The organism is Sphingopyxis sp. H115 (genome assembly GCF_001468465.1).
Classification (GTDB): domain Bacteria; phylum Pseudomonadota; class Alphaproteobacteria; order Sphingomonadales; family Sphingomonadaceae; genus Sphingopyxis.
This window is the reverse complement of record NZ_LNSA01000006.1, coordinates 94,439-118,869: the sequence shown is the minus strand read 5'-3', so window position 1 is coordinate 118,869 and position 24,431 is coordinate 94,439. Positions and strand designations below refer to the sequence as shown.

Here is a 24,431-nt window from a genome sequence, read left to right as displayed (position 1 = left end):
AACTTATAAGATGTATTACAACTTAAGAAATGGAAGTCAATCGCTCGCTTGGCGGAGCGGCCGGGTCCGATGGAAGCCACAAATGATCAAGGATTTCTGCGCTTCATTGCCAGATCGTACATCGCGGTGCCGGCGAGCAGATAGGCGCCCGATCCATAGAATTGCGTCTCCGTGGCCGAGACGCTGTCGGGGCGGTCGCCGACCTGTTGCACCCAGCCGAGCATGCCGTCGGGCTGCACCGCCTGGCCGAGTGCGGTCCAGCCGCGCACCGCGGCTGGCTCATAGGTCGCGCGGTCGAGCAGGCCGTTGTCGACGCCCCACGCAAAGGCATAGGTGAAGAAGGCGGTGCCGCTCGATTCGGGCGGCGTGCCCGGGTCCTGGTCGAGCAGCGACGCGGGCCAATAGCCGTCAGCCTTTTGCAGCGTCACGAGCTTCGCCGACATGTCCTTGAACAATCTCTCATAATAGGGGCGCTGCGGGTCGCCTTTGCCCAGCACTTGCAATACGCGCACGAGCCCCCCCATCACCCAGCCGTTGCCGCGGCTCCAGAACAGCTTGCGTCCCTTGGCGTCGCGCATGTTGAAAAAGCGGCTGTCGCGAAAATAGAGCTGCTCGGACGGGTCGAACAGATAGTCGGTCGTCGCTTTCCACTCCTCGTGGACGAAGTCGGCATAGCGCTTGTCGCCCGTCGCCTTGGCGAGACGGAACATCGTCGGCGGTGCCATGAACAGCGCGTCGCACCAGCACCAGCGGTCGGTGCATGCCGACGTGCCCTTGCCGGGCGCGACGGGGATGAATTCGAGCCCGATCATCGGTCGGTTGGCGAGGACATGGTCGAAATAGGCGCGCATCGGCGCGATCGCTTTCTTGCCCTCGCCATTCTGCGCCGCCCATAGCCACGCCTGCCCAATCAGCTGGTCGTCGGCGTGAAAGGGCAGGTCGCCCATCTGCCACTTCTCGGTGCGGCCGAGGTCGAGCAGCGATTTCGAATAGGTCCTGTCGCGGTTCGCGAGCTCGGTCAGCGCGACCCAGAAAGTAGCCTGCTGCCAGTCCCGCACCTCCTGCACGCTCTTGCGTGCCGCGGGCATCGTCGCCCAGTTGGTCCGGTTCGCGAGCTGCCAGTCGGCGACGCGGCGCGTGTCGGCGAGGATCGCGGCGGGCTGCGGCATCGTGGCCTGGGCGGGCGCCGCCATCGCCGCGGGAGCGGCCATCACAAACGAAAACAGGCTCAGCGACATGGCATATCCTCTCCCTCTCAAGCAGGCTTGGCTTTTCGCCCTGACACCGGTGACATACCTCTTTCTTTTTGGCGCAAGTGTCAATAATGTTGTCACACAACTAGTCCGAATGGCGATGAGGGGACGGAATGCCGAAGATCGTGTCAGCCCGGGTGATATTGACCTCGCCGGGCCGCAATTTCACGACGCTGAAGATCGAGTGCGACGACGGGACGACCGGCGTCGGCGACGCGACCCTCAACGGTCGCGAGCTCGCGGTCGCGGCCTATTTGTCCGAACATGTCATCCCCTGCCTGATCGGGCGCGACGCGCATCGGATCGAGGATGTCTGGCAATATCTCTACAAGGGCGCCTATTGGCGGCGCGGCCCGGTGACGATGGCGGCGATCGCGGCGGTCGACATGGCGCTGTGGGATATCAAGGGCAAAATCGCGGGCCTGCCGGTGTACCAGCTGCTTGGCGGCGCGGCGCGCGAAGGTTGCATGGCTTATGGTCATGCGAATGGCGCGACGATCGAGAATACGATCGAGGCAGCGCTCGATTACCAGGCGCAGGGATATAAGGCGATCCGCTTGCAATGCGGCGTGCCTGGAATGGCGTCCACCTATGGCGTCAGCAAGGATCGCTATTTCTATGAGCCTGCCGACAATGACTTGCCGACCGAGAATGTTTGGTCGACGTCGAAATATATGCGCGTCGTGCCCGAACTCTTCGCCGCGGCGCGCGATGCGCTCGGCTGGGACGTCCATCTGCTTCACGACATCCACCACCGGCTGACCCCGATCGAGGCGGCTCGGCTCGGCAAGGACCTTGAGCCCTATCGTCCCTTCTGGATTGAGGATGCGACCCCGGCCGAGGACCAGGACGCCTTTCGCCTGATCCGCCAGCATACGACGACACCACTCGCGGTCGGCGAGATTTTCTCGTCGGTGTGGGATTGCAAGGCGCTGATCGAAGACCGCCTGATCGACTATATCCGCGCCACGGTGCTCCATGCCGGGGGAATTACCCATATGCGTCAGATCGCTTCGTTCGCCGACCTTTATCAGGTGCGGACGGGTTGCCACGGCGCAACCGATCTATCGCCGGTGACGATGGCGGCGGCGCTGCACCTCGGGCTGTCGATCCCCAATTTCGGGGTCCAGGAATATATGCGCCACACGACCGAGACCGATGCAGTTTTCCCGCACGCCTGGCGCTTCGCCGACGGCATGCTCCATCCCGGAGACGCGCCCGGCCTCGGCGTCGATATCGACGAGGCGCTCGCCGAAACCTTTCCCTATACCCGTGCCTATCTGCCGGTGAACCGGCTCGAGGACGGGACGATGTGGAGCTGGTGATGCGTTCGGCCTTCCTCGCGCTCGTCCTGCTATCCGCGCCGATGGCGGCCGGGCGGGAACATGCGCCGCTCCGTCCGGCGACGCCCGAAGAACGGAAAGCGCGCACCGCGGTCGCGATCGCCGACTATCGCTTCGACGATCTTCTGTGGGAGAATGACCGGATCGCGCACCGCATCTATGGCCGCGCGCTCGAGGAGGCCGAGCCGCCCTCGTCGTCGGGGATCGACGCGTGGGGCAAACGCGTGCGCTGGCCCTTCATGGACCGCCAGCTGCGCACCGGCGATCAGCATGCCGACCATGGCGAGGGGGTCGATTTCTATAATGTCGGCACCGGACGCGGCACGGGTGGGCTCGGCGTCTGGTACGACAACAAGCTCTGGACCTCGCGCAACTATGTCCGCCCCCGCATCCTGCAATCGGGGCCCGACGTCGCCGACTTCACTGTCGATTACGATCCCTGGCCCGTCGACACGCTGCGCACGGTGCGCGAGACGCGGCGCTTCACCCTGCCTGCGGGAACGAATTTCACGCGGATGAGCTCGACCATCGCGTCGAGCAGCGATGCCGAACTGATCGTCGGGATCGGCATCTCGAAACGCCCGATCGGCGGCGGTAAGCTGGGCGAGGTGCGTAAGGATCGCGCGACCGCGCGTTTGAGCTGGTGGGGCCCTGCTGACGGCGAAAAGGGCCGGATGGCGGCGGCGGTGATCGTCGATCCCGCCGCTTTTGCGGGGTTTGTCGAGGATGCCGACAATTATCTGATCCTCGTCCGCGTGCAGCCCGGGCGCCCCTTCGTCTATTATAGCGGCGCAGCCTGGGCGCTTGGCGGCAATTTCGCGACGCAGGACGCCTGGAATAGCTATGTCGATGCGCAGCGCCCCGATTTCCGACCCTAGCCAGTGTCGCAGCGCGATGATAACGCACAGTCCATGGCGGTAACCAAGGCGGCATCGCTGGCCGACGATCTGGTCCAGCGCTTCGAGGAGCAGATCGAAACGGGCGAAATGCCCGTCGGATCGCGCTTCCCGACGGAAAAAGAAATCACCGAGGCCTTCGGCGTCAGCCGGACCGTCGTGCGCGAGGCCTATTCGCGGCTCGCGGCGCGCGGCCTGCTGGTGTCGCGGCGCGGGTCGGGCGCCTATGTTCCCGACGGCGCGCAATATCGCGCCTTTCAGGTGACCGCCGAGGAAGTCGGCGAAATCGACGACGTGCTGAAGCTGCTCGAAATGCGCATGGGGTTCGAGGCCGAGATGGCCGACCTCGCGGCACGGCGGCGGACCGAGGCCGACCTCGCCCAATTGCGGCGCACGCTCGCCGCGATGGAGGAAAGCCGCGATGTCGATGCGTCGGTGGCTGCCGATGCGGCTTTCCATGCCGCGATCGCCAGCGCGACGGGCAATCCCTATTTCCTGCGCTTCACTCAATTTCTCGGCGTCCGGCTCGTGCCGTCGCGGCGGCTCTACCTCCAGGGCGACGATCCGGTGCGACACCAGCGCTACGCGCATACGATCAACCGCGACCATGAGGCGATCGTCATTGCGATCGAGGCCGGCGACCCTGGCGCTGCGCGGCGGGCGGCGCGCCGCCATATCGAAAAGTCGATCCGGCGCTATCGCACGCTCAAGGAAAGCGGCGGCGGCGTGCCTACGGGCTAGAGCCTTAGCGAGCTAAGTGTCCCGCGAATCGACGCGTCTCGAGAAAAATTTTTGCTCACCGGCATGCTCCAACGCAAAATGATTTATAGATTTGTTTTTTAAGGATTTTCTCAAAGCCCGAAGTTCGTAACCGCTCGCGAATCACCCGGCCGGCTGCTTGATTTCGACTCGTGATGCTCTATTCCAACGGCGTGCAAGGCGACCCCGACAATTACATGAGCCTGCTGTCGGCGGCGCAGATCGAAACGCTGCGGCATGTTTACGAACACAAAAATTCCAAGCAAATCGCGCGCCTGATGAATGTTTCGCCGCATACGGTGGATGAGCGCGTGCGACGCGTGCTAAAAAAACTCAATGTTTCCAACAGGATAGAGGCGGCCCGAATCTTGGCGATTAACGGTGTCTTCGATCATGTTACCCCTTATCAGCCTTTGACATATCAATTGATCGACCTAGGCGACCTGTCCCCCGCCGACGATGCCGAGCCGGGGCGCAGTTCGTTTCGGCGGCTTTTCGATATCGGTTCGCCATTTCCTACCGCGTCCCAGCCGGCCAACCGGCATGGGTTGATGGAAAGGATAATCTGGCCGATCCTGATCGCGTTTGCGACGATTTTGGCTTTTTCCGCCCTCTATTCGATCCTTGTCGGACTCGGTCGTGTCATGACCTGAATGTTCGAACCGAATGCTGCGGGGGGGAAACCGGTAGCATTCTTTTTCAAGGAAAAAGAAGATGCTGAATCAACGAGTTTCTGCGGCGAAGAAGATCGCCTCCGACCTTCATCTGGCCGAAGATGCCATCGACGAGGCTATGATCCGTATCGCCCAGCTTGCCGCCACGCTGCCGACTGCGCGCCGCGAGACGAACATGTCCGCCATCGTCGGCCAGGACGCTATGGCCAAGGTCGCGCATGCGCTGGCGGCTGCCGGGGAAGTACGCCAGTTGCTGACCGATGCGCATCTTGCGCTGACGGTTACCCAGAAGGAAGTCGGGCTCGGCACGCGGATGTTCGGCGCGGGCGTCAAGCCGGCGGCAAAGCTCGACGAAGGCAGCAATGACCAGTCGGACGCCGCCGTCGCCGCCCTGCCATTGGCGCAGGCCTCTTGATCGTCGGGAAAGGTTGACAGCCACATGTGGTCCGTGGCGATCTATTATTTCGTACTGCTCATCACGGTGGCCGTCGCGATCAAGCGCGGCGGCCCCTTGGAGCGGTGGGCGGCCTACACCGCCCTGATCGCCTCGATCCTAACCAGCGCCGTAAATCCTTTTCCGACCTGGACCGATATTGAACTGAATATCTTCGTCATCGACTTGCTGGTCCTGCTGAGCTTCTGGTTCATCGCCCTGAAGACGCAGAGTTTCTGGCCTTACTGGATTACCGGATGGCAGCTCATCGCCATTTTCGGCCATATCCAGAAATATATGTTCTCGGAGATATTGGCGCGGCCCTATTCGCTCCTTTCAGTTTATATATCCTATCCGATCCTGTTGCTGATCATCTATGCGTCGGGATCGTCCAGCCGTCAGAAGGATATTGCGGCCTAGTGCGTGGCTCTCCTTGGGGGCATCGTCACATGCAGCAATTTTCGAACCAAGAAATTGCCGAACTGAAATCGCGCGTGGATCAGATCCACGACCTGCTGGCGAGCCGCGGCGATGCCGTACCGCCGGCCGCCCCGCGCCCTGCAGCGGCGGCCCAGGGCGACGCATCGCCCAAGCCGGCGTTGCTCGATCAGGTGTCGTTCAGCATCCAGATGCGGCGAATGCGCCGCAGCCATTTCGGCAGCGCCGAATTGTCTGGGCCAGTGTGGGACATGATGCTCGACCTGATGCTGGCGAATACCCACGGCCGTTCGCTCAGCGCAAGCGACCTTGCGACGGGGGCCGCAGTCCCTCTGTCGTCGGGACTTCGCATGATTGCTGCGCTCGAACGGCTCGGCCTCGTGCGCCGCTCGATCGACGAACGCGACCGGCGCCGCACAATCGTCCGGCTGACCGACGACGGGATCGAACGCATGGCAAGCTATTTCGAAAAAATCGATGCGGCGTGGCAAAACAGCCGGCCGCTGGCGGCCTGATCCCCTTGGCCGCACCCTCTATTCGGTCATCGACCGCATCATCCGGTCGACTTTCGCCATCGCCTCGCGCTTGATCTGACAGATGCGCGCGGCGCTGACGTCGAGCGTCAGTCCGATTTCGTGCAAGTTCAGTTCTTCGAAAAAATAGAGCTGTAACACCATCTGCTCGCGCTCCGATAGGTGCGCGACGCACTGGCGCAGCGCGCCCATCAAATCCTCCTGTTCGCATTTCTCACCGGCGCCGATGCTTTCGTCCGCTGCGAGAAAGGCCCCGACGTCGGTCAGTTCGTCGAGCGATGTCGACCGGCCATGCGTTGCATTGCGTTCGAACGCGAAATATTCTTCGGGCTGCATCTCAAGCGCTTCGGCCATTTCCGAGGCGGTCGGCGCCCGCATCAATTGCTGTTCGAGCGCGCCGCGCGTCGCGGCCAGGCGTTTCGCCGCCACCATCGCCGACCGGCCGACATCGGCTTCGCGGCGGAGCTGATCGATCATCGCGCCGCGGATACGCGTCGTGGCATAGGTCGCAAAGGCGAAGCCGCGCTCCTCATAGTGACGGCTGGCCTCGATCAGCGCAATCAGCCCAGTCTGGATCAGGTCGTCGAGTTCGCTTGTCCGCGAGACGCGCGAGAAGACCTGCCAGGCGATCTTGCGGACCAGCGGCGAATATTCCTCGACCAGCACCTCGACGCTTTCGCCATAGCGATGCGGACGCGGCGCGCGGCCGGCGACCCCGGCAAATTGCTCGGCGGGCTCAATTCTCATGCGGTTGGTCCTCCATATGGGCCTCTGGCCCGTTCGCGAGGCGCGGCATTTCGGCGCCGATCGTCGCGACAATCTCGGTTTGCTTGGTGGCCGGAATTTCGAGGTAGGAAATCACGGCGACGTCGGGGAATGTCGCGCGCACGAGCCGCGACAGCGCCGAACGGCATATCGGCGAAGCGACGAGCGCAAAGCTGCGCGTCTGCAGAAGCAGGGGCTCGACGGCCTGGCCAACCTGTTCGATGATCTTCATCGCCATGCCATGCTCGAACGGCCATTCGGCGCCTGGGTTGGCGCGCACCGACTGGTTCAGCAGCATCTCGATTTCGGGGCTGAAGGTGACGACCGGCAGCGGCATCCGGCTAGGCACGATCGTCTGCACAATCAGCGCCCCGATACGCTGGCGTACTGCTTCGACGAGGTCGATCTCGCCGAGTTGCTGGCTCGACAGCGCGACCATCGCCTCGGCGATCTTGCGGAAATCGCGCAAGGGCACGCGCTCGATAAGCAGCGATTTGCACAGGCTCGCGACGCGCGGCAGCGCATAGCCTTGCGGACTGAGATTCTGTGCGAGTTGCGGATAATGCGTCTTGAGATTGTCGAGCAGCGCCTGGGCATCGTCGATGCCGAACAGTTCGGCGGCAGAGGCGACGATGCTGTTGTTAAGGTGCGTCGCGACGACCGTGGCGGGATCGACCACGGTATAGCCCGCCGCGATCGCGTCATTCTGCATGGCTTTCGGAATCCACAGCGCGTCAAGTCCGAAGGTCGGGTCCTTGCATGCCCGGCCCGTCACCTTGGTGACGAGGTCGCCCGAATCGAGCGCGAGCATTTCGTTGGGGAAAACCTCGTCCTCGCCGACGATCACCCCGGCGACCGAAATGCGATAGACATTGCCGGGCAGCGACAGATCGTCGGTGACCTTCACCGGCGGCACGACGAAGCCGAGTTCCTTCGACAATTGCCGGCGGATGCCCGTGATCCGCGTCATGAGCGGCGAGCCCTTGCGTTCGTCCACAAGGGCGACGAGCGCATAGCCGATTTCGAGCTGGCACGCGCTCGCATCGCTGACGTCCGACCATTGGATCAGCGACGGGTCGGGAGCGGGAACAGCCGGTTCGGGCGTGGCGGCGACGGCGGCGGCGGCGCGGCGAAGCTGCCAGCCGACGGTAAATGACAACGCGGCGGCGGGCAGGATCAGCATCTGCGGCATGGCTGGGACCAGTCCGAGAACGAACAGGATGCCGCTCACTGCCAACCAGATCGCGGGCGAGGAAAACTGGCTGCCGATCTGGCCGCTGAGGTCGAACGGCGACGACACGCGGGTGACGATCGCGGCGGCGGCGATCGAGAGCAGCAGCGCCGGGATCTGCGCGACGAGCGCATCGCCGATCGCGAGCGTGACATAGGTGCTGCCGGCCTCGGAGAAGCTCAGCCCATGGCTGAAGATGCCAAGGATCAGCCCGCCGACAATGTTGACGAACAGGATCAGCAACCCGGCGACCGCGTCCCCCTTTACGAATTTCGAGGCACCGTCCATCGAACCGTAAAAATCGGCCTCGGTCCCGACTTCGACGCGGCGCGCCTTGGCTTCTTCGGGGGTCAGCAGTCCGGCGTTCAGGTCGGCGTCGATCGCCATCTGCTTGCCGGGAAGGGCGTCGAGCGTGAAGCGCGCCGACACCTCGGACACGCGGCCCGCGCCCTTGGTGATGACGATCAGGTTGATGATCATCAGCACGAAAAACACGAACAGGCCGACGATATAGTCGCCGCCGATCAGCACCTGGCCGAACGCCTCGATCACATGGCCCGCCGATGCCGTGCCTTCGTGCCCGTGGACGAGCACGACGCGCGTCGACGCGACGTTCAGCGCGAGGCGGAACAAGGTGGCGAGCAACAGCACGGTCGGAAAGGCGGAAAAATCGAGCGGCTTCGACGCCTGCAGCGCCACCATCAGGATCAGGAGGCTGATCATGATGTTCGCAACGAAGCTGATGTCGAGGATCAACGGCGATACGGGGATCACCATCAGTCCGACGAGGATCAGCATTCCTGCGGGTAGCGCCGAGGCGCCGGCAACGCGGCCAACGTTGCCCATATTGAAACCGCCGGTCATGCGGCGCCTCCCGAAAGCGAGGCAAGCCGGCGATAGGCATCGGCGGCAAAGCCCATCGAGAGCTTTTTCGGCATAGGCTGAATATCCATCATCTGAAGCGGCGGACGACCTCCGCCGGCGCCCGCCAACCCGCTCGAACTGCTCGCCTGTGCGTGCCAGCCGGAGGGCGCGAAGGGTTTCATGTTTTCGATCTTGCCGCCGTCCTCGAGTTTCAGACGGAAGCGTTCGCGAATCTCGGCAAGGCTGCGCATGCTGCCGTCGGCCGCATAGAAAATCGAGCGGTTGGCGGCGGCTGCCTCGGGCATCATCGTCGCGCCGGGCTGGTCGGGATTGGCTTCGAGCGCTGCCAGGAATTTGGCGGCACCGCCGCTCCCGAGGAAATGCGCGAGATAGAGATCTACGGGCTCGGCGCTGCGGCCGATCCGGCTTTCGAGATAGGCGCGGTTGTCGCCGGTCAGCGCCGCCGCCATGTTCGACGATGCGGTCGGATCGTCGCGCAGATCGAAGATCTGCTGGCGCAGCGCCGGGTTGGCGACCGACAGCCGCCCCGACGCGTCGCGACCGATCGCGTCGGCGGCCCAGGCGAGGCCATGATCGGCGCCATGCCGATCGAGCGTCGCGAGCCAGGTCTGTTTGGTGAATTGATACAGGCCGCGGGCCGACGAGGTTGGCGCCTTGGCGGTCGGATTATAACCGCTTTCGACGCGTGCGACATCAACCAGATAGTCGAAATCGATCCCCGTGCGCGCCGACGCCTGTTGCACCGCGTCCATCACGGGTGCGGCGATGCGGGTCGAGCCCTGGGGGGTGTTGATTGCGTTCATGGCTATGGTTCCGCTGGTTCAGCAGACCAAAAGCAATCATCGTGCCATTTACAGTTAATCGGTATAAATTACATTTTTATCAGTAACTTATTGCGGCTCCGCGATGCCGGGTGCCACGAACGTCGTGATTTCTGTCAATCCTCTGACGCGTCCAGTCCTTCAGGATGTTGACGCGGATCGCCGCGGCCTCCAGCTGTCCGAGCGTCTTGCCAATCAGCAGCTGTGCGCGATGTTCGCTGCCCGCGGGAATCCCCGCGCCGCGAAACAGGATCACCGCGGTAGCCAGTTCTTCGGTCGCCGCGATAATGGCGCCGGCGTCATGGCCATCGAGCGCGCCGACGAGCGCGTCGAGCCGCGATTGCACTTCGTCGAGCATCATTCGGCCCCGCGGCCGTGGAAGTCGAGCATGGCGCTCGCGATGATCGCGGGGTGGACGCCATAATTGCCGCTGGCGATCGCCGAACGTAGCAACGCGACGCGCGCGACATCGACCGGCGGGGACTCGCTGGCCAGGCTGCCCGCCAGGCGAGTTAGGCGGCCGGCCGGGACGTTGTCCTGCGTCGCCTGCACCGGCGCGGCAGCGCGTGCCGATGCGGCCATGCTGCCGGCCGCGCCGCGGAGCGGGCTCGCGCGGACGATGCCGCCGATTGGGCCGATCTTGCTGTCACCCGACATAATGCCTCCATCCGGTGCCGTCAGAAAAGTGACGGCGCGGTTCACAAAGGCTTTAACGGACGCGGGCCCGCGCCATTAAGGCGGATCGTCGCAAAAAAGAAAAACAATGGCCCGGCGCTGCCGGAAAGTCGACAGCACCGGGCCAGAGGGTGGTTAGGGCAGAAAAAACAGGCGTTTTCGGAGCCAGCGATCAGTCGGCGATGCGGGCACGACCCGCGCCGGTGACGACGGCGCTCAGCATCGATTTTGCGTCGCCGCGCAGCACAATGGTCTCGCCGATGTGACCATCCTCGTTCGCGATCGCCGAATAGCTGATCGCGAAGCTTTCGGTTTCGATCGTCACGCGCACATTGTCGCCGCGGCGAATCACCGGCGCGCTCGCGACCGGGCGGGCAAAGCTGGCCGCGGTGGGTACCGCGCCGACCGGACCGGTCATGGGCACGCGCAACCGCCAGCCAAGCGAGTTGCAGCGGACGGCGAGCGTATGCGCGTCGAGGGCGGTTACCGACGCCTGTTCGGGACAACGCGCCAGCTTGATGCGTCGGTCGATCGGGGTGGCATTGCGGCCGAGGGCGTTGGCGACCATGGCGGTTAGCACGTCGATCGTCTGCCAATCCTCATTGGCCTGTTGGGCTGGCGCCGGAACGGCGAGGCATGTGCCGATCGCGGCGAGGCTTGCGAGAAATTTGCGCGACAAGGTTCCATCTCCTTCGGTCCAAATGGTTGCCCGCAGGAAAGCAGGAAGCGTGCCAGTCGCGGATTGGCGCGCAGTTCAGCGGCGCGGAACGGGCCCTTGTCGGTTTTTTGACGAGCGTTTCCGTTAGTCGGCGGACCCAATATTTAAAACACTGAAAATAATGAGAAAATATAGTTTGGCACACCCATTGCATGCTGCCTTGGTGTTTCCGCGTGTCCGTGGCCGATCGGTCCGGATTCCGGCGAAAGGCCCCGCCGCCGGATGGGGGCAAGGGAAGGAATGAGAAGATGGCATCCGAGAAGCTCTTTGGTCTGCACGCGACGGCGCTCCAGCTGCGCAGCCAGCGCATGATGATGCTCGCGTCGAATATCGCGAACGCTGCGACGCCGGGCTACAAGGCGCGTGATCTCGATTTCGCCAAGGCCCTCGATCTCGCCCGGCAGGGCGGATCGACCGAAGGCGCGATTGCCTATCGCGTCCCCGTCCAGGCGTCGCTCGACGGGAACACCGTCGAAATGGCCACCGAACAGACCGCCTATGCCGAAAACGCGCTCGCCTATCGCTCGAGCCTCGCGTTCCTCAACGGTCGCGTCAACACGCTGACGCGTGCGCTGAAGGGCGAATGACGATGAACGGCAATTTCTCCGTCTTCGACATCAGCGGTCGCGCGATGTCGGCGCAGCTCGTCCGTCTGAACGCGACCGCATCGAACCTTGCCAATGCGGGAACCACCGCGGGTAGCGAGGCCGGCGCTTATCGTTCGCTCAAACCTGTCTTTCGTACCGTGATGGACGATCAGGGTCGCGCGACCGTGGCGGTCGATCAGGTGACGACGTCGAAAATGGCGCCGTCGAAGCGCCACGATCCGTCGAACCCGCTCGCCGATGCCGACGGCAACGTCTGGGAAGCCGCGGTCGATAGCGCCGCCGAGATGGTCGAGATGGTCGAGACCGCGCGCCAGTATCAGAACAATGTCCAGGTCCTCGAAACCGCGAAGAGCCTGATCAACGAAACTCTCAGGATGGGACAGTAAGATGAGCGTCAACAGCATCACCAACAACAATCCCGTGATCTACCCAAAAGGCACCAGCCAGCAGATGGACCAGAGCGACTTCCTGCGCCTGATGACTGCGCAGCTGTCGCAACAGGACCCGTTCAACCCGGTCGATAACCAGCAGATGGTAGCGCAGATGGCGCAATTTTCGAGCCTCGCCGGCATCAGCGAAACGAACACGGTGCTTTCCCAGATTTCGGAGCAGCTCGCGGCGCAGACCCAGCTGCTCCAGGACATCAAGGCCGCAACGCCCTCGACCCCCACCACGCAGGAAGGATAAGTCCATGTCATTTTACACTTCGCTTTCGGGCCTCAAAGCCTCGCAGACCGACATGTCGGTCATCTCGAACAATATCGCCAACGCCGGCTCGATCGGCTTCAAGCGCAGCAAGGCGCAGTTCGGCGACATTTTTGCTTCGTCGCCGACGCAGTCGACCAAGACGATCGCGGGCCAGGGCACGCGCCTCAACGGCATCACCCAGCAGTTCACGCAAGGGTCGTACGAAGCGAGCGAAAAAACGCTCGATCTCGCGATCGTCGGCGAAGGCATGTTCATCGTCAAGGGCGAGCCGCCGCGCGAGCAGGTGACCTACACGCGCAACGGCTCGTTCGAACCGACCCCCGATCGCTATGTCATCGACACGACCGGGGCGAAATTGCAGCTGCTGCCCGTCGATGTCGACGGCAATGTCACCGACAACACGCTGGCCGGCGCATTCGACCTTCGCCTGCCCGAGGGCGCGCCGTCGGACCCGACATCGGCGCTGGTCAATGTGTCGATCGGTCTCGACGGCCTCGTCACCGCGACCTTCGCGAACGGCGAAGACCAGAAGCTCGGCAAGGTTGCGATGGCGACGTTTCCCACCATGTCGGGCCTGCGCCCGACCGGCGACGCACACTGGCAGTCGACGGGCGAAAGTGGCGCACCGACGATCGACGCAGCGACCAACGGTCCGATGGGCGCGATTCGCTCGGGCGCGCTCGAACGCTCGAACGTCGACATCACCGAGGAGCTGGTGATGCTGATGTCGGCGCAGCGCAATTTTCAGGCCAATGCCAAGGCGATCGAGGGCGCGTCGCAGCTGACCCAGACGATCATCGGCATGCGCTGACGCATTGCTGACTGCTGCCTGCGGGGAGATTTCCGATGGACCGTCTCATCTATACCAGCCTCGCCGCGATGCGGGGCAGCATGTCGCGGCAGACGGCGATCGCCAACAACCTGGCGAACGCCCAGACGCCGGGCTTCCGCGCCGACATCGCCAACGCGCAGTCCTTGTGGCTCGACAGCGGCGGGCTCGACGCGCGTGCGCTGGCATCGGAGGAAGTGCTTGGGGCCGACATGCGCGCCGGTACCGTCACCCAGACAGGCCGCGACCTTGATATTGCGATGCAGGGCGATGCCTTGCTCGTCGTGCAGGCGAAGGACGGTGAAGAGGCCTATACGCGCCGCGGCGATTTGCAGCTTTCGCCGAGCGGCCTCCTCACCACCGGCGACGGCAATCCCGTTCAGGGAACGCAGGGCCCGGTCACGATCCCGCCCGCCGACGCGATCAGCATCGACCAGGAAGGCCGCGTGTGGATCGTGCCGCAGGGCGGCGATGCCGAAAATCCGCAGGAAGTCGACCGGCTCCGCCTCGCGACCCCGACGGGGTCGGATATCGCCAAGGGGCTCGATGGTCTGTTCCGCGTGAAGGGGGGCGGCATATTGCCCGACGACCCCGAGGCGCGGCTGCTGACCCGCTCGATCGAAGGATCGAACGTCACCGCGACCGCCGCGCTCGTCGAGATGATCGAAGCGAGCCGCAGCTGGGATACCCAATTGAAGATGATCGGCGACGTGCGCGACATGGACAGCGCGACCGCCAACCTGATGCAGCTCCCCCGTTAAGGAGAATATGACATGAGTATCGGTGCCTTGCACGTCGCGCGGACCGGTCTGGATGCCCAGGGCTTCCGGATGCAGGTGATCGCGAACAACCTCGCCAACGTGAACACCACGGGCTTCAAGCGCGACCGCGCCAGCTTCGAAACGCTGAGCTATCAGATGATGACGCAGGCGGGCGCGCCTTCGACTGCGGAGAATCGCTATGCGACCGGGCTCAACCTCGGCACCGGTGTCGCCCTCAACGGGACCGCGCGCATCGATACGCAGGGCACGTTCCAGACGACGGGCAACGGGCTCGACGTCGCGATCGATGGCGCCGGCTATTTTCAGGTCGAAATGCCCGACGGGCGCATCGGATACACCCGCGCGGGCAATTTCGGCCGCTCGCCCGACGGCACGATTGTGACCCCCGACGGCAAACCGCTGACCCCCGCGATCCAGATTCCCGAAGACGCGAGCAATGTGACGATCGGGCTCGACGGCACCGTCTCGGCGACCGCCGCCGACGGCACCGCGCTCGAACTCGGCCGGATCGAGATCGCACGCTTCGCGAATCCCGCGGGGCTGCAGGCGATCGGCGGCAACATGCTCGTCGAGACGCAGGCATCGGGCGCTCCGCTCGTCGGCGGCGCGGGCGAGGAAGGCCGCGGCACGCTTCGCGGCGGGATGCTCGAGGGATCAAACGTCAATGTCGTCGAGGAACTCGTCGACATGATCGAGACGCAGCGGGCTTATGAGGTCAATTCAAAGATGATCTCCGCGACCGACGAGATGATGAAAAATGCGTCGCAGACTCTCTAGGCTGGCGATGCTGGCTTTCGCGCTCGCGCCTGTCATGGCGCATGCGAAGGACAAGCTGCCCCCCGATGCCTTTTCGGTGTCGATGCCGATGCCGCCGGCGCCGCCGCCGGCGAACGGTTCGATCTTTCAGGGCGCCTACGTGCCGCTGACGTCGGGTGGGCGTGCCGGACAGATCGGCGACATTATCACAATCCAGCTCGTCGAACGCACCGCGGCGACCAAAAGCAATGCCGCGGGCACCCAGCGCGACGGCAGCGTCGGCCTGACGCCGCCGGCCACCGGCCCGCTGTCGCTGTTCAATCCGAGCGATATCGCGATGGGCGGCGGCCAGCAATTTGCCGGCAAGGGCAATGCGTCGCAATCGAATGCGCTGTCGGGCGAGGTCAGTGTGACCGTTGCCGCCGTCTATCCCAACGGCACGATGCTGGTGAAGGGCGAGAAATTTCTGACGCTCAATCGCGGCGACGAGCATGTCCAGATCTCCGGCATCGTTCGCGCGATCGACATCAGCCCCGATAACCGCATCCTGTCGACCCGCGTCGCCAACGCGCACATTCGCTATGTCGGCAAGGGCGAGATCGCCCGCGCGAGCCGGCAAGGCTGGTTGCAGCGCTTCTTCTCGATCATCAGCCCCTTCTAAACCGAGGAATTTTCCGTGACCCAGCGGCCGACCCTGTTCACTCTGTTTGCGCTCCTGATGGCGAGCTTTGCCTTAGCGGCGCCGGCGCAGGCCGAACGTATCAAGGACATGGGCCAGTTCCAGGGCCTGCGCGCCAACCAATTAACGGGCTATGGCATCGTCGTCGGTCTCGCGGGGACCGGCGACGACAGCCTCGATTATTCGACGCTCGGCATGAAGGGCGCGGTGTCGCGCTTTGGCCTGACGCTGCCGCCCGGCGTGAACCCGGCGCTGAAAAATGCCGCGGCGGTGATGATCACCGCCGAGCTGCCGCCTTTTGCCAAGCCCGGCCAGCGTCTTGACGTCACCGTGTCGGCGATGGGCAAGGCGAAATCCTTGCGCGGCGGCACGCTCGTGCTCGCGCCGCTTTATGGTGCGGACGGCCAGATTTATGCGATGGTGCAGGGCAATCTGGTTATCGGCGGGCTCGGCGTCGATGCCGCCGACGGGTCGAAGCTGACCGTCAATGTCCCGTCGAGCGGCCGGATCGCCGGCGGCGCGACGGTCGAACGCTCGGTCGATACCGGCTTTGCCTCGGCGAGCTACCTGACCTTCAACCTCCATCAGTTCGACGCGACCAATGCGAAACGCGTCACCGACGCGATCAACGCGGCGATCCCGGGCACCGCGTCGATGATCGACGGTGCGAGCATCGCGATCCGCGCGGCGGGCAACGGCGACGAACGCATGCGGCTGATGTCGCAGATCGAAAATCTGGGCGTGCAGCGCGCCGAGCCGCCGGCCAAGGTGATCGTCAACGCGCGCACCGGCACCGTCGTCATCAACGGCGCGGTCCGCGTCGGCACGGCGGCGGTCACGCAGGGCAAGCTGAGCGTGTCGATCAAGGAATCGCCGACGGTCGTCCAGCCCGCGCCGTTCAGCCGCGGCCAGACCGCCATCGAACCGTCGAGCGATATCAGCGTCGAAGAAGATTATCGCCCGGTGATGCTGGTGCAGCCGACTGCTTCGCTTTCCGAACTCGTCGATGCGATCAATCGCATGGGCGTTCCTCCCGGCGACCTCGTCGCCATCCTCGAGGCGCTGAGCCAGGCCGGCGCGCTCACTGCGGAACTGGTGATCATATGACGAGCTCCATTTCTTCGATCGGTGCCTCCCCGACGCCCGCCGCCGCCGGCGGCGGCGACGGCGGGCTGCGCAAGGCGGCCGAGGCGTTCGAGGCCGTGATCCTTCGCCAGCTGATGGCGTCGATGCGGCAGGCGAAGCTCGGCGACGACATTTTCGGGTCGAGCGCCACCGATAATTTTCGCGAGATGGCCGACGCGCGCACCGCCGACAGTCTTGCTGCGATGCGCCAGTTCGGCATCGCCGACCTTGTCGAGCGGCAGTTTCGCGGCCGCATCGGCGGAGGCATGCAATGAGCGACCTGCTCGGTATCGGCTACAGCGGCCTCAAGGCCTATTCGCGCGCACTCTCGACGATCGGCGACAATATCGCCAACGCCCAGACGCCCGGCTATGCCCGGCGGCGGCTCGAAATGATGGAGGCCGTCGGTGGCGGCAACTCGATTTTCTATCGTGGCAACACGAATCCCGGCGGCGTCGATATCCGCGGCCTCGACCGGTCGGTCGATGCGTGGCTGATCGAGGATTCGCGCATCACATCGGGCGATTCGGAGCGCGCGGCGGCGAAGCTTAGCTGGCTCGACAAGGTCGAAGGCGCCTTGAGCGACGAGACGAACGGCATCAAGACCGGCCTCACCAGCCTCTATACGACCGCCGACCAGCTGACCGCCGATCCGTCGAACCGGACGCTGCGCGCGCAGTTCCTCCAGTCGGCCGATGATATCGCATCGGGCTTCCGCACCGCGGCGAACCAGCTCGACAAGATGGGCGAGGGGATCGAAGGTGCCGCCGCGAGCGAAGTCGATACGTTCAACACCGACCTGGGCGCACTCGAACAGATCAACATCGGGCTGCGCAAGGCGCGACCGGGATCGACCAACGAGGCAAGCCTGCTCGACGAGCGCGACCGGCTGCTCGACAAATTATCGTCGCAGGCGGGCGTCAGCGCGAGTTTCGATAGCAATGGCGCAGTAACCTTGCGCGCCGCCGGATCGGGCGACCTGCTCGTCGGCGGCGGCGTGGTGAACCCGATTTCGGTGACCGCTGCCGCCGACGGGCGCCTGTCGTTCAGCATCGGCGGATCGCCGCTCGCCATCTCGACCGGCTCGCTCGCGGGGCTGGCGGAGGGCGCCAACCATGTCGCCGACCAGCGCGCCGCGCTCGACACGATGGCCACCGATTTCGCCGCGCAGCTCAATGCCGCGCACCAGGCCGGGACCGATGCCAATGGCAATCCGGGCCAGCCGCTCTTCACAGGCACCAGCGCAGCGACCCTGACCGTGACGGCGCTGACGCCCGACCAGGTCGCGGTTGCGGACGCGTCGGGCAGCAACGGAAATATGTTGGCGTTCGGCACGATGCGCGGGGCGAACGACCCCGAGGCACGCTGGTCGAGCCACATGGCCTCGCAGGCGCAGACAGTGGCGTCGGCGCGTGCGCAGGACGCCGCCGCGGCGACGCGAGCCGACGCGTCGGCGGCCGCGCGCGACGGGGTCAGCCAGGTCGATCTCGACACCGAGGCGGCCGAATTGCTGCGATTCCAGCAAGCCTATTCGGCCGCCGCGCGCACGATCCAGGTCGCGCGTGAAACGATGCAGACGCTGCTTAGCTCGCTCTAGGGAAAGGGCCGGATCATGATCAACGCTGTGGGCAACCGGATGACGCGCGAAATCGCGCGCCAACAGAAACTCGCCGACGCGCTCGAGCGGACGCAGATCCAGATCTCGGGCGGCAAGAAACTTCTCCGCATGTCCGACGATCCGGTCGCGGCGCGCCGCATCGCGACCATCGGCACCGCGCAGGCGAGCATGACCGCCTGGTCGGCGAACGTCAATTCGGCCTCGGCGCTGGTGTCGCAGGCCGATGGCGTGATGAAGTCGGCGAGCGACCTGATGGCGCGCGCGCGCGAACTGACTCTTGCCGCAGCCAGCGATACCGCGAACCCGGCCGACCGCGCGACCATCGCCGCCGAACTGGGGACGATCGCCGACCAGCTCGACGCGCTGGCGGCCACCCGCGATTCGAACGGCGAGCCTGTATTCGCCGCGGGCCCCGCGCGCGTGATGCGCTTCGATTCGGATGTTAGCTTCGCGCCCGTCCCGTCGGCAGCCGACGTGTTCGTCGTCGGTGGCAACAGCCTGTCGACCGGCATTCGCGACGCGGCGGCGGCGGTCGCGGCGAACGACAAGGCCGGGATGAACGCATCGCTCGGCGCGCTCGATACCGCGATCAGCCACGTCGCCGACGAACATGCCAAGATCGGCTTGGCGGGCGGGCGGCTTGACCGCATCGGCGACGGTCTTGCGGCGCGCGGGATCACGCTTAAGGACGAGCGCTCGGTGGTCGAAGATACCAATCTCGAAGAGGCGATCGCCCAGCTGCACGCGCAGGATCTGACGCTGCAGGCGGCGCAGGCGGCCTTCGCCAAGATCAACCGGCAGACCTTGTTCGATATTTTGAGCTGACGGTCCTCAATCTTGCGGGGCCGCTGCCGTTAATCATCATGACGTCCCTGAATTTGCGGGGGCCGGTGTCGACAGCCGGGTCCCCAATGGAGTTTCGCGCACATGTTTCCCGTTATCGGCATCGTCGTTCTGATCCTGCTGGTCTTCGGGGGCTTCGCGCTGACCGGGGGCAACCTCGGCCCTGTCATGCACGCGCTGCCGCACGAGATGCTGATCATCGGGGGCGCGGCGATCGGGTCGCTGATCATCGGCAATTCGGGAGCCGACCTGAAGGCGCTCGCCGGCGGGCTCGGCAAGGTGTTCAAGGGGCCGCAGTATAAGAAGCAGGATTATCTCGATTGCATCCTGCTCGTCTCGACGCTGATGAAGATGATGCGCACCGAGGGGCCCGTCGCGGTCGAGCCGCATATCGAGGATCCGAAAAGCTCGCCGATATTCCAGCAATATCCCAAGCTGCTCAAGGACGACACGCTCGTCCACCTGATCTGCGACACGCTGCGCCTCGTCGTCGTGTCGTCGGGCACGCTCGACCCGCACGCGGTCGAGGACGTCATGGACAATGCCCTGAAAAACCACCGCCACCATTCGCTGAAACCCGCCGAGGGGCTCCAGAGCCTTGCCGACGCGCTCCCCGCGCTCGGGATCGTCGCGGCGGTGCTCGGCGTCGTCAAGACGATGGGTTCGATCGACAAGCCGCCCGAGATTCTCGGCGCGATGATCGGTTCGGCGCTTGTCGGCACCTTCCTCGGCGTGTTGCTCGCCTACGGCCTTGTCGGGCCGTTCGCGACGCGCGCCAAGACGGTGATCGAGAGCGATGCCGCCATCTATCATACGGTGAAGCAGCTGATCGTCGCCTCGCTCCACGGCCACCCGCAGCCACTGGTGATCGAGGCCGCGCGCTCGGGCGTCGACCATCACAACCAGCCAAGCTTCGCCGAAGTATTTGATGGTATGCGAGGTCGCTGATGGCTGCGCGTCCCAACACGCCGCCGCGCCCGATCATCGTCAAGAAGATCGTCGAGGAAGCGCATGGCGGTCATCACGGCGGTGCGTGGAAGGTCGCCTACGCCGACTTCGTCACCGCGATGATGGCCTTTTTCCTCCTGATGTGGCTGCTTGGCGCGACAACCGAGAAGCAGCGCAAGGCGCTCGCCGACTATTTCGCGCCGACGATCGTGCAGACGAAAACCGACAGCGCAGGCTCGACGGGATTGTTCGGTGGCGATTCGCTGGTGGCGGCCGACCGCTACCCGCATGGTGCGGCGCAGACGGGCACGCGGTCCATGACGATCCCGCGCGATGCGGTGGGCGGGCCGCGCGAGGCGTCGGGCCGCGAACGCGATGCCGAGTCGAAGAAATTCCGTCTGCTCGCCCAGTCGCTGAAGGATCGCATCCACAGCAAGAGTGAGCTCAAGCGGCTCGCGGAGAACCTGCGCTTCACCGAAACGCTGGAGGGGCTGCGCATCGACGTTGTCGACGATGCCGATTTCTCGATGTTCGTAATCGGGACCAGCCAGCTGACGCCTGCCGGCGCGCGCCTGTTCGGCGAAGTCGCGAAGCCGATTGCGGAAGTGAGCAACCAGGTGATGATCCGCGGCCACACCGACGCGGCGCCCTGGTCGGCGAAATCGGGGACGAACAATTGGCGGCTGTCGGTCGACCGCGCCGAGGTCACACGCCACTATCTCGAGTATCGCGGCATCGCTTCGCGCCGCTTTGCGCGCATCGAAGGCGTCGCCGATCGCGAGCCCTATGTACCGTCCGACCGATTCGATCCGCGCAATCGGCGCATCTCGATCACCCTCGGGTGGCGCACGGCTTCGGACAATTAGTGCCAATTTGGCGGCATATCGGATGGTGGGTGACGGGATTGCGCCACTAATAGTTCCACTTTGGTAATAACCTTTTATTTTGAATGGCTTAGGTCGGTCGCGATAAGTTTTTGTTTACCAGTTTCGGCAATTTCCGGGTTCATCGAAAAGGCGCCGAACGGGGGGCGCGGTGGAGACCGAAATGACTGTGGGGCAGAATGAAAACGCAGCGCTCGAAGCGCTGATCATCGGCAGCAGCGATGCAGCGGTGCGATTGCGCGAGATGATCCGCCGCGTGGCGCGATCGAACGCTTCGGTCATGCTCTGCGGCCCGTCGGGCTCGGGCAAGGAACTGGTAGCGCGAGCAATCCACGACGAGGGCGCCCGCGCCGGCAAGGCCTTTTCGGCCATCAACTGCGGCGCGATCCCCGGCGAACTCATCGAATCCGAATTGTTCGGGCATGAAAAGGGCAGCTTCACCGGCGCCCATGCCCGTCGCATCGGCCATTTCGAAGCGAGCGAGGGCGGCACGATCTTCCTCGACGAAATCGGCGATATGCGCTTCGACATGCAGGTCAAACTGCTCCGCGTGCTCGAAGACCGGACGATCGTCCGTGTCGGCAGCAGCGATGTGAAGGCCGTCGACGTCCGCGTCATTTCGGCCACGCACCAGGATCTCGGCGCCGCGATCGCCGACGGCAAATTCCGCGAAGACCTTTTCTTCCGGCTCGGCGTGGTTGTGTTGCAGGTCCCCAGCCTCGCCAGCCGCGTCGAGGACATCCCCGCGCTGATCCGTCACTTTCAGCGCAAGATGCCCGCCGATGCCAAATGCCGTTTCGACGATGGCGCGATGACGCTGCTGATGCAGCATGGTTGGCCGGGCAACATCCGCGAACTCCGGAATTTCGTGGAGCGCGCCAGCGTTCTCCACGGCGGCGAAACGCTCGGCATCGACGAGGTCGCCATGCTTTTGAACCCCACCGCAGCGCTGGCGCCGCGGCGGGCTGTCCCCAGCAGCCCCGCCGCGGTGCCCGCCAGTGCGGACGATTTCGCCGCCGCCCCGGTCGTGTCGGCCGCCCCGCACGGCAAAACGCCGGCACCGGGCCGTCCGATCGACCTCAAGCGCGAGATCGAAACGATCGAACTCGAACAGATCCACGTCGCGCTCGACCTGGCCGACGGCATTATTTCGGAAGCCGCGCGCCTGTTGACGCTGAAGCGCACGACGCTGATCGAAAAGATGCGCAAATATGGCGTTCAACAGCAGGCCGCCTGACGGCCGCGCATAGAGTTTTCAGCGAGAGCTGGAAAAGGGGGCTCTGGTCCGCCCCCGCACCGCCCGGCCGCCCGTCCCCACCTAGGGCGGCCGGGTACCCCATCTGATCGGTCCGGTTGACGGGGAAAGCGCGACTGGCATCGTCAGCCCCGCCCGTTCAGGCGAAGGCGCCGACGCTTTCGATAAATTTGATCACCGAAATCGGCTTCGACACATAGGCTTCGGCGCCCGCGGCGCGGATCTGTTCCTCGTCGCCCTTGCCGGCATAGGCGGTGACCGCCATGATCGGCACCGCGCGCAAGCCCAGGTCGTTTTTCATCTGGCCGATCAGTTCGAGCCCCGACACATGCGGCAACTGGATATCCATGATGATCAGGTCGGGCGTGATTTCGCGCGCCTTCGCAAGCGCGTCGCGCCCGTCGCGTACCGGATGGGCGCTATAGCCATGGGCGTTCAACAGGTCGCAGAACAGACGCAGGTTGAGTTCATTATCCTCGACGACCAGGATGGTCTTGCCCATGTGCGTTCCGTTCCCCACCTTGCGTACGCGGCCCGTTTAGGCGAATCGGCCGTACGACACAATTGTATCGCGACGAAGGACTCTAGCTTGCTTGAGGATGATGCCGCGCTGGCGCTTAACGCGCTCGGCTGGATTTTGAGCGACGAACCGCGCGCCGAGCGGTTGCTGGGGCTCACCGGGCTCGCGCCCGACGAATTGCGCGCGTCGCTCGGCGAGCGGGCGACGCTCGCTGCGATCCTCGCTTTCCTCACCGCCCACGAAAACGACCTTGTCGCCTGCGCCGACGCGTTGCAGGTGCCGCCTGCCGGCATCGCCGCGGCCGCCCAGAGACTCGAAGGAACACATGCATGAACCGCCCCCTCGTCATCACCGATTGCGACGAGGTGCTGATGCACATGGTCGTGCCCTTCGCCGAATGGGTCGACACCGAACATGGCGTGATCTTCCGCATCGAGGACGCGAGTTTCGCCAACGCGCTGAAGCGGAAGGAATGCGGCACACCGTTGGAGGCGGCCGAGGTCTGGCCGCTGCTCGACGGTTTCTTCCGCACCGAAATGACGCGGCAATATCCGATCATGGGTGCTTTGACGGCGATGGCGGCAATCGGCGCCGAGGCCGATATCGTCGTCCTGACCAATGTCGGCCCCGAACATCAGCAGGCGCGGATCGACCAACTGGCGCTCCATGATTTCCACGCGCCGGTCATCGGCAGCCGCGGCGGCAAGGGCGAGCCGGTGCGCCGCCTGATCGACGAATATCGGCCATCGGTCGCCGTCTTCATCGACGACTTGGCTGGTCATCACCAATCGGTCGCGCAGGCGGCGCCCGACGTATGGCGGCTGCATCTTGTCGGCGAGCCCGCCATAGCGGGCAAGATCGCGCCGTCGAAACATGCCCATGCGCGAATCGACGATTGGAAAGCGGCGCAGCGCTGGATATTGGCGCGCCTTGCCGAAAATATTCCCGCCCCGGCCCCCGAGCCGGCCTAGAAAAGGATTCCCCATGGATATCGCCGCCAAGATCGCCGAACTCGGCCTTGACCTCCCCAAGCCCGCCGCGCCGGTCGCGGCCTATGTGCCCGTCGTCGAGCAGGGCGGGATGCTTTATGTCAGCGGTCAACTGCCCTTTCGCGACGGGCAGGTCGTCACCGGTCGTCTCGGCGACGATATGGACGTCGCGGGCGGACAGGATGCGGCGCAGCGCGTTGCGCTGATGCTCGTCGCGCAGATCGGGCAGGCCTTGGGCGGCGACTGGTCGCGCGTCGAACGCGTCGTCAAACTGGGCGTGTTCGTCAACAGCGATCCCGGCTTCACCGATCAGGCAAAGGTCGCCAACGGGGCGTCCGAATTGTTCGAAACGCTGTTCGGCGAGGCGGGGCGCCACGCGCGGGCCGCGGTCGGGGTCGCAGTGCTGCCGCTTGGCGCGGCGGTCGAGGCCGACGCGATCGTCGCGGTGCGCCCGGCTTAAGCC

At 64.5% G+C, this 24,431-nt stretch carries 32 protein-coding genes; 24 read left to right on the top strand and 8 right to left on the bottom strand.

Annotation, left to right across the window (positions count from 1 at the left end; all coding sequences use genetic code 11):
* Positions 1 to 86: 86 nt before the first annotated feature.
* Positions 87 to 1,238, bottom strand: coding sequence for a glycoside hydrolase family 105 protein (locus ATE71_RS06690; RefSeq protein WP_058802651.1), 1,152 nt, complete (start codon positions 1,236 to 1,238; stop codon positions 87 to 89).
* 128 nt (positions 1,239 to 1,366) lie between these two features.
* Between ATE71_RS06690 and manD the strand changes: the two genes are divergently transcribed.
* From manD to ATE71_RS06655, 7 genes are all read left to right on the top strand, one after another.
* Positions 1,367 to 2,578, top strand: coding sequence for a D-mannonate dehydratase ManD (gene manD, locus ATE71_RS06685; protein WP_058802650.1), 1,212 nt, complete (start codon positions 1,367 to 1,369; stop codon positions 2,576 to 2,578).
* The gene (locus ATE71_RS06680; RefSeq protein WP_058802699.1) at positions 2,578 to 3,474 is read left to right on the top strand and encodes a DUF4861 family protein; all 897 of its coding nucleotides are present in this window, start codon (positions 2,578 to 2,580) and stop codon (positions 3,472 to 3,474) included. The genes manD and ATE71_RS06680 overlap by 1 nt, the downstream gene beginning before the upstream one ends.
* Positions 3,475 to 3,507: 33 nt before the next feature.
* Positions 3,508 to 4,233 carry a FadR/GntR family transcriptional regulator gene (locus tag ATE71_RS06675; protein ID WP_058802649.1) on the top strand — a complete coding sequence of 242 codons (726 nt, stop codon included), beginning with the start codon at positions 3,508 to 3,510 and terminating at the stop codon, positions 4,231 to 4,233.
* Positions 4,234 to 4,406: 173 nt separating this feature from the next.
* Positions 4,407 to 4,904, top strand: a complete 498-nt coding sequence (locus tag ATE71_RS06670) for a response regulator transcription factor (protein ID WP_235587939.1) — start codon at positions 4,407 to 4,409, stop codon at positions 4,902 to 4,904.
* A 61-nt stretch (positions 4,905 to 4,965) separates the two neighbouring features.
* Entirely contained in the window at positions 4,966 to 5,340 is a 375-nt protein-coding gene (locus tag ATE71_RS06665; RefSeq protein ID WP_058802647.1) for a hypothetical protein, read from the top strand.
* 24 nt (positions 5,341 to 5,364) lie between these two features.
* Positions 5,365 to 5,778, top strand: coding sequence for a hypothetical protein (locus ATE71_RS06660; RefSeq protein WP_058802646.1), 414 nt, complete (start codon positions 5,365 to 5,367; stop codon positions 5,776 to 5,778).
* Positions 5,779 to 5,852: 74 nt separating this feature from the next.
* Complete coding sequence (locus ATE71_RS06655) at positions 5,853 to 6,311, top strand: MarR family winged helix-turn-helix transcriptional regulator (protein ID WP_235587933.1); 459 nt, start codon at positions 5,853 to 5,855, stop codon at positions 6,309 to 6,311.
* Positions 6,312 to 6,329: 18 nt separating this feature from the next.
* Here the strand turns inward: ATE71_RS06655 and ATE71_RS06650 are convergent, their stop codons facing one another.
* From ATE71_RS06650 to ATE71_RS06625, 6 genes are all read right to left on the bottom strand, one after another.
* On the bottom strand, positions 6,330 to 7,076 hold the full coding sequence (locus tag ATE71_RS06650) for a sigma-70 family RNA polymerase sigma factor (RefSeq protein WP_058802644.1): 747 nt from the start codon (positions 7,074 to 7,076) through the stop codon (positions 6,330 to 6,332).
* The gene (flhA, locus tag ATE71_RS06645; RefSeq protein ID WP_058802643.1) at positions 7,066 to 9,189 is read right to left on the bottom strand and encodes a flagellar biosynthesis protein FlhA; all 2,124 of its coding nucleotides are present in this window, start codon (positions 9,187 to 9,189) and stop codon (positions 7,066 to 7,068) included. Before flhA ends, ATE71_RS06650 begins: the two co-directional genes overlap by 11 nt.
* The gene (locus tag ATE71_RS06640) at positions 9,186 to 10,013 is read right to left on the bottom strand and encodes a transglycosylase SLT domain-containing protein (protein ID WP_058802642.1); all 828 of its coding nucleotides are present in this window, start codon (positions 10,011 to 10,013) and stop codon (positions 9,186 to 9,188) included. Before ATE71_RS06640 ends, flhA begins: the two co-directional genes overlap by 4 nt.
* A gap of 79 nt (positions 10,014 to 10,092) precedes the next feature.
* Entirely contained in the window at positions 10,093 to 10,392 is a 300-nt protein-coding gene (locus tag ATE71_RS06635) for a hypothetical protein (RefSeq protein ID WP_058802641.1), read from the bottom strand.
* Positions 10,389 to 10,688, bottom strand: a complete 300-nt coding sequence (gene flgM, locus ATE71_RS06630; RefSeq protein ID WP_058802640.1) for a flagellar biosynthesis anti-sigma factor FlgM — start codon at positions 10,686 to 10,688, stop codon at positions 10,389 to 10,391. The genes ATE71_RS06635 and flgM overlap by 4 nt, the downstream gene beginning before the upstream one ends.
* Positions 10,689 to 10,878: 190 nt before the next feature.
* Entirely contained in the window at positions 10,879 to 11,385 is a 507-nt protein-coding gene (locus ATE71_RS06625) for a flagella basal body P-ring formation protein FlgA (RefSeq protein ID WP_058802639.1), read from the bottom strand.
* 287 nt (positions 11,386 to 11,672) lie between these two features.
* Here ATE71_RS06625 and ATE71_RS06620 point away from each other — a divergent pair, with 287 nt between their 5' ends.
* The 14 genes from ATE71_RS06620 (at position 11,673) to ATE71_RS06555 (ending at position 22,441) form a co-directional block, all read left to right on the top strand.
* Positions 11,673 to 12,011, top strand: coding sequence for a flagellar basal body rod protein FlgB (locus ATE71_RS06620; RefSeq protein WP_058802638.1), 339 nt, complete (start codon positions 11,673 to 11,675; stop codon positions 12,009 to 12,011).
* A 2-nt stretch (positions 12,012 to 12,013) separates the two neighbouring features.
* Positions 12,014 to 12,418 carry a flagellar basal body rod protein FlgC gene (gene flgC, locus ATE71_RS06615; protein WP_414892583.1) on the top strand — a complete coding sequence of 135 codons (405 nt, stop codon included), beginning with the start codon at positions 12,014 to 12,016 and terminating at the stop codon, positions 12,416 to 12,418.
* A 1-nt stretch (position 12,419) separates the two neighbouring features.
* The gene (locus ATE71_RS06610) at positions 12,420 to 12,719 is read left to right on the top strand and encodes a flagellar hook assembly protein FlgD (RefSeq protein WP_058802636.1); all 300 of its coding nucleotides are present in this window, start codon (positions 12,420 to 12,422) and stop codon (positions 12,717 to 12,719) included.
* Between the two features lie 4 nt (positions 12,720 to 12,723).
* Positions 12,724 to 13,551: a flagellar hook-basal body complex protein gene (locus ATE71_RS06605; protein WP_058802635.1), complete on the top strand. Its 828-nt coding sequence runs from the start codon at positions 12,724 to 12,726 to the stop codon at positions 13,549 to 13,551.
* A gap of 35 nt (positions 13,552 to 13,586) precedes the next feature.
* Positions 13,587 to 14,330 (top strand): flagellar basal-body rod protein FlgF, encoded by a 744-nt coding sequence (gene flgF / locus ATE71_RS06600; protein ID WP_058802634.1) that lies wholly within the window; start codon positions 13,587 to 13,589, stop codon positions 14,328 to 14,330.
* Between the two features lie 12 nt (positions 14,331 to 14,342).
* Positions 14,343 to 15,128: a flagellar basal-body rod protein FlgG gene (gene flgG / locus ATE71_RS06595; RefSeq protein ID WP_058802633.1), complete on the top strand. Its 786-nt coding sequence runs from the start codon at positions 14,343 to 14,345 to the stop codon at positions 15,126 to 15,128.
* Positions 15,109 to 15,768 carry a flagellar basal body L-ring protein FlgH gene (locus ATE71_RS06590; protein WP_058802632.1) on the top strand — a complete coding sequence of 220 codons (660 nt, stop codon included), beginning with the start codon at positions 15,109 to 15,111 and terminating at the stop codon, positions 15,766 to 15,768. The genes flgG and ATE71_RS06590 overlap by 20 nt, the downstream gene beginning before the upstream one ends.
* Before the next feature lie 57 nt (positions 15,769 to 15,825).
* A complete protein-coding gene (locus ATE71_RS06585) occupies positions 15,826 to 16,893 on the top strand; it encodes a flagellar basal body P-ring protein FlgI (protein ID WP_235587938.1) in 1,068 nt (355 codons plus the stop codon).
* Positions 16,890 to 17,186, top strand: a complete 297-nt coding sequence (locus tag ATE71_RS06580; RefSeq protein ID WP_082665115.1) for a rod-binding protein — start codon at positions 16,890 to 16,892, stop codon at positions 17,184 to 17,186. Before ATE71_RS06585 ends, ATE71_RS06580 begins: the two co-directional genes overlap by 4 nt.
* Positions 17,183 to 18,508: a flagellar hook-associated protein FlgK gene (gene flgK / locus ATE71_RS06575; RefSeq protein ID WP_058802631.1), complete on the top strand. Its 1,326-nt coding sequence runs from the start codon at positions 17,183 to 17,185 to the stop codon at positions 18,506 to 18,508. Before ATE71_RS06580 ends, flgK begins: the two co-directional genes overlap by 4 nt.
* Before the next feature lie 15 nt (positions 18,509 to 18,523).
* A complete protein-coding gene (locus tag ATE71_RS06570; RefSeq protein WP_058802630.1) occupies positions 18,524 to 19,354 on the top strand; it encodes a flagellin in 831 nt (276 codons plus the stop codon).
* Between the two features lie 102 nt (positions 19,355 to 19,456).
* Entirely contained in the window at positions 19,457 to 20,320 is an 864-nt protein-coding gene (gene motA, locus ATE71_RS06565; RefSeq protein WP_058802629.1) for a flagellar motor stator protein MotA, read from the top strand.
* Positions 20,320 to 21,186 carry a flagellar motor protein MotB gene (locus tag ATE71_RS06560; RefSeq protein WP_058802628.1) on the top strand — a complete coding sequence of 289 codons (867 nt, stop codon included), beginning with the start codon at positions 20,320 to 20,322 and terminating at the stop codon, positions 21,184 to 21,186. The genes motA and ATE71_RS06560 overlap by 1 nt, the downstream gene beginning before the upstream one ends.
* 181 nt (positions 21,187 to 21,367) lie before the next feature.
* Positions 21,368 to 22,441: a sigma-54 interaction domain-containing protein gene (locus ATE71_RS06555; RefSeq protein ID WP_058802696.1), complete on the top strand. Its 1,074-nt coding sequence runs from the start codon at positions 21,368 to 21,370 to the stop codon at positions 22,439 to 22,441.
* A gap of 157 nt (positions 22,442 to 22,598) precedes the next feature.
* On the opposite strand, the gene ATE71_RS06550 is transcribed toward ATE71_RS06555, so the two are convergent.
* Positions 22,599 to 22,961, bottom strand: a complete 363-nt coding sequence (locus ATE71_RS06550; protein ID WP_058802627.1) for a response regulator — start codon at positions 22,959 to 22,961, stop codon at positions 22,599 to 22,601.
* A gap of 87 nt (positions 22,962 to 23,048) precedes the next feature.
* Between ATE71_RS06550 and ATE71_RS06545 the strand changes: the two genes are divergently transcribed.
* The 3 genes from ATE71_RS06545 to ATE71_RS06535 are packed head-to-tail and all read left to right on the top strand — an operon-like array spanning position 23,049 to position 24,428.
* Positions 23,049 to 23,312 (top strand): DUF3572 family protein, encoded by a 264-nt coding sequence (locus ATE71_RS06545; RefSeq protein WP_082665114.1) that lies wholly within the window; start codon positions 23,049 to 23,051, stop codon positions 23,310 to 23,312.
* Positions 23,309 to 23,950: an HAD family hydrolase gene (locus tag ATE71_RS06540; RefSeq protein WP_058802626.1), complete on the top strand. Its 642-nt coding sequence runs from the start codon at positions 23,309 to 23,311 to the stop codon at positions 23,948 to 23,950. Before ATE71_RS06545 ends, ATE71_RS06540 begins: the two co-directional genes overlap by 4 nt.
* A gap of 13 nt (positions 23,951 to 23,963) precedes the next feature.
* Positions 23,964 to 24,428, top strand: coding sequence for a RidA family protein (locus ATE71_RS06535; protein WP_058802625.1), 465 nt, complete (start codon positions 23,964 to 23,966; stop codon positions 24,426 to 24,428).
* Positions 24,429 to 24,431 lie beyond the last annotated feature (3 nt).

Bases quoted from the DNA above. Each gene is read 5' to 3' on its own strand.
- ATE71_RS06690 (WP_058802651.1), bottom strand. From the start codon at position 1,238: ATGTCGCTGAGCCTGTTTTCGTTTGTGATGGCCGCTCCCGCGGCGATG.
- manD (WP_058802650.1), top strand. From the start codon at position 1,367: ATGCCGAAGATCGTGTCAGCCCGGGTGATATTGACCTCGCCGGGCCGC.
- ATE71_RS06680 (WP_058802699.1), top strand. From the start codon at position 2,578: ATGCGTTCGGCCTTCCTCGCGCTCGTCCTGCTATCCGCGCCGATGGCG.
- ATE71_RS06675 (WP_058802649.1), top strand. From the start codon at position 3,508: ATGGCGGTAACCAAGGCGGCATCGCTGGCCGACGATCTGGTCCAGCGC.
- ATE71_RS06670 (WP_235587939.1), top strand. From the start codon at position 4,407: ATGCTCTATTCCAACGGCGTGCAAGGCGACCCCGACAATTACATGAGC.
- ATE71_RS06665 (WP_058802647.1), top strand. From the start codon at position 4,966: ATGCTGAATCAACGAGTTTCTGCGGCGAAGAAGATCGCCTCCGACCTT.
- ATE71_RS06660 (WP_058802646.1), top strand. From the start codon at position 5,365: ATGTGGTCCGTGGCGATCTATTATTTCGTACTGCTCATCACGGTGGCC.
- ATE71_RS06650 (WP_058802644.1), bottom strand. From the start codon at position 7,076: ATGAGAATTGAGCCCGCCGAGCAATTTGCCGGGGTCGCCGGCCGCGCG.
- flhA (WP_058802643.1), bottom strand. From the start codon at position 9,189: ATGACCGGCGGTTTCAATATGGGCAACGTTGGCCGCGTTGCCGGCGCC.
- ATE71_RS06640 (WP_058802642.1), bottom strand. From the start codon at position 10,013: ATGAACGCAATCAACACCCCCCAGGGCTCGACCCGCATCGCCGCACCC.
- ATE71_RS06635 (WP_058802641.1), bottom strand. From the start codon at position 10,392: ATGATGCTCGACGAAGTGCAATCGCGGCTCGACGCGCTCGTCGGCGCG.
- flgM (WP_058802640.1), bottom strand. From the start codon at position 10,688: ATGTCGGGTGACAGCAAGATCGGCCCAATCGGCGGCATCGTCCGCGCG.
- ATE71_RS06620 (WP_058802638.1), top strand. From the start codon at position 11,673: ATGGCATCCGAGAAGCTCTTTGGTCTGCACGCGACGGCGCTCCAGCTG.
- flgC (WP_414892583.1), top strand. From the start codon at position 12,014: ATGAACGGCAATTTCTCCGTCTTCGACATCAGCGGTCGCGCGATGTCG.
- ATE71_RS06610 (WP_058802636.1), top strand. From the start codon at position 12,420: ATGAGCGTCAACAGCATCACCAACAACAATCCCGTGATCTACCCAAAA.
- ATE71_RS06605 (WP_058802635.1), top strand. From the start codon at position 12,724: ATGTCATTTTACACTTCGCTTTCGGGCCTCAAAGCCTCGCAGACCGAC.
- flgF (WP_058802634.1), top strand. From the start codon at position 13,587: ATGGACCGTCTCATCTATACCAGCCTCGCCGCGATGCGGGGCAGCATG.
- flgG (WP_058802633.1), top strand. From the start codon at position 14,343: ATGAGTATCGGTGCCTTGCACGTCGCGCGGACCGGTCTGGATGCCCAG.
- ATE71_RS06590 (WP_058802632.1), top strand. From the start codon at position 15,109: ATGCGTCGCAGACTCTCTAGGCTGGCGATGCTGGCTTTCGCGCTCGCG.
- ATE71_RS06585 (WP_235587938.1), top strand. From the start codon at position 15,826: ATGGCGAGCTTTGCCTTAGCGGCGCCGGCGCAGGCCGAACGTATCAAG.
- ATE71_RS06580 (WP_082665115.1), top strand. From the start codon at position 16,890: ATGACGAGCTCCATTTCTTCGATCGGTGCCTCCCCGACGCCCGCCGCC.
- flgK (WP_058802631.1), top strand. From the start codon at position 17,183: ATGAGCGACCTGCTCGGTATCGGCTACAGCGGCCTCAAGGCCTATTCG.
- ATE71_RS06570 (WP_058802630.1), top strand. From the start codon at position 18,524: ATGATCAACGCTGTGGGCAACCGGATGACGCGCGAAATCGCGCGCCAA.
- motA (WP_058802629.1), top strand. From the start codon at position 19,457: ATGTTTCCCGTTATCGGCATCGTCGTTCTGATCCTGCTGGTCTTCGGG.
- ATE71_RS06560 (WP_058802628.1), top strand. From the start codon at position 20,320: ATGGCTGCGCGTCCCAACACGCCGCCGCGCCCGATCATCGTCAAGAAG.
- ATE71_RS06555 (WP_058802696.1), top strand. From the start codon at position 21,368: ATGACTGTGGGGCAGAATGAAAACGCAGCGCTCGAAGCGCTGATCATC.
- ATE71_RS06550 (WP_058802627.1), bottom strand. From the start codon at position 22,961: ATGGGCAAGACCATCCTGGTCGTCGAGGATAATGAACTCAACCTGCGT.
- ATE71_RS06540 (WP_058802626.1), top strand. From the start codon at position 23,309: ATGAACCGCCCCCTCGTCATCACCGATTGCGACGAGGTGCTGATGCAC.
- ATE71_RS06535 (WP_058802625.1), top strand. From the start codon at position 23,964: ATGGATATCGCCGCCAAGATCGCCGAACTCGGCCTTGACCTCCCCAAG.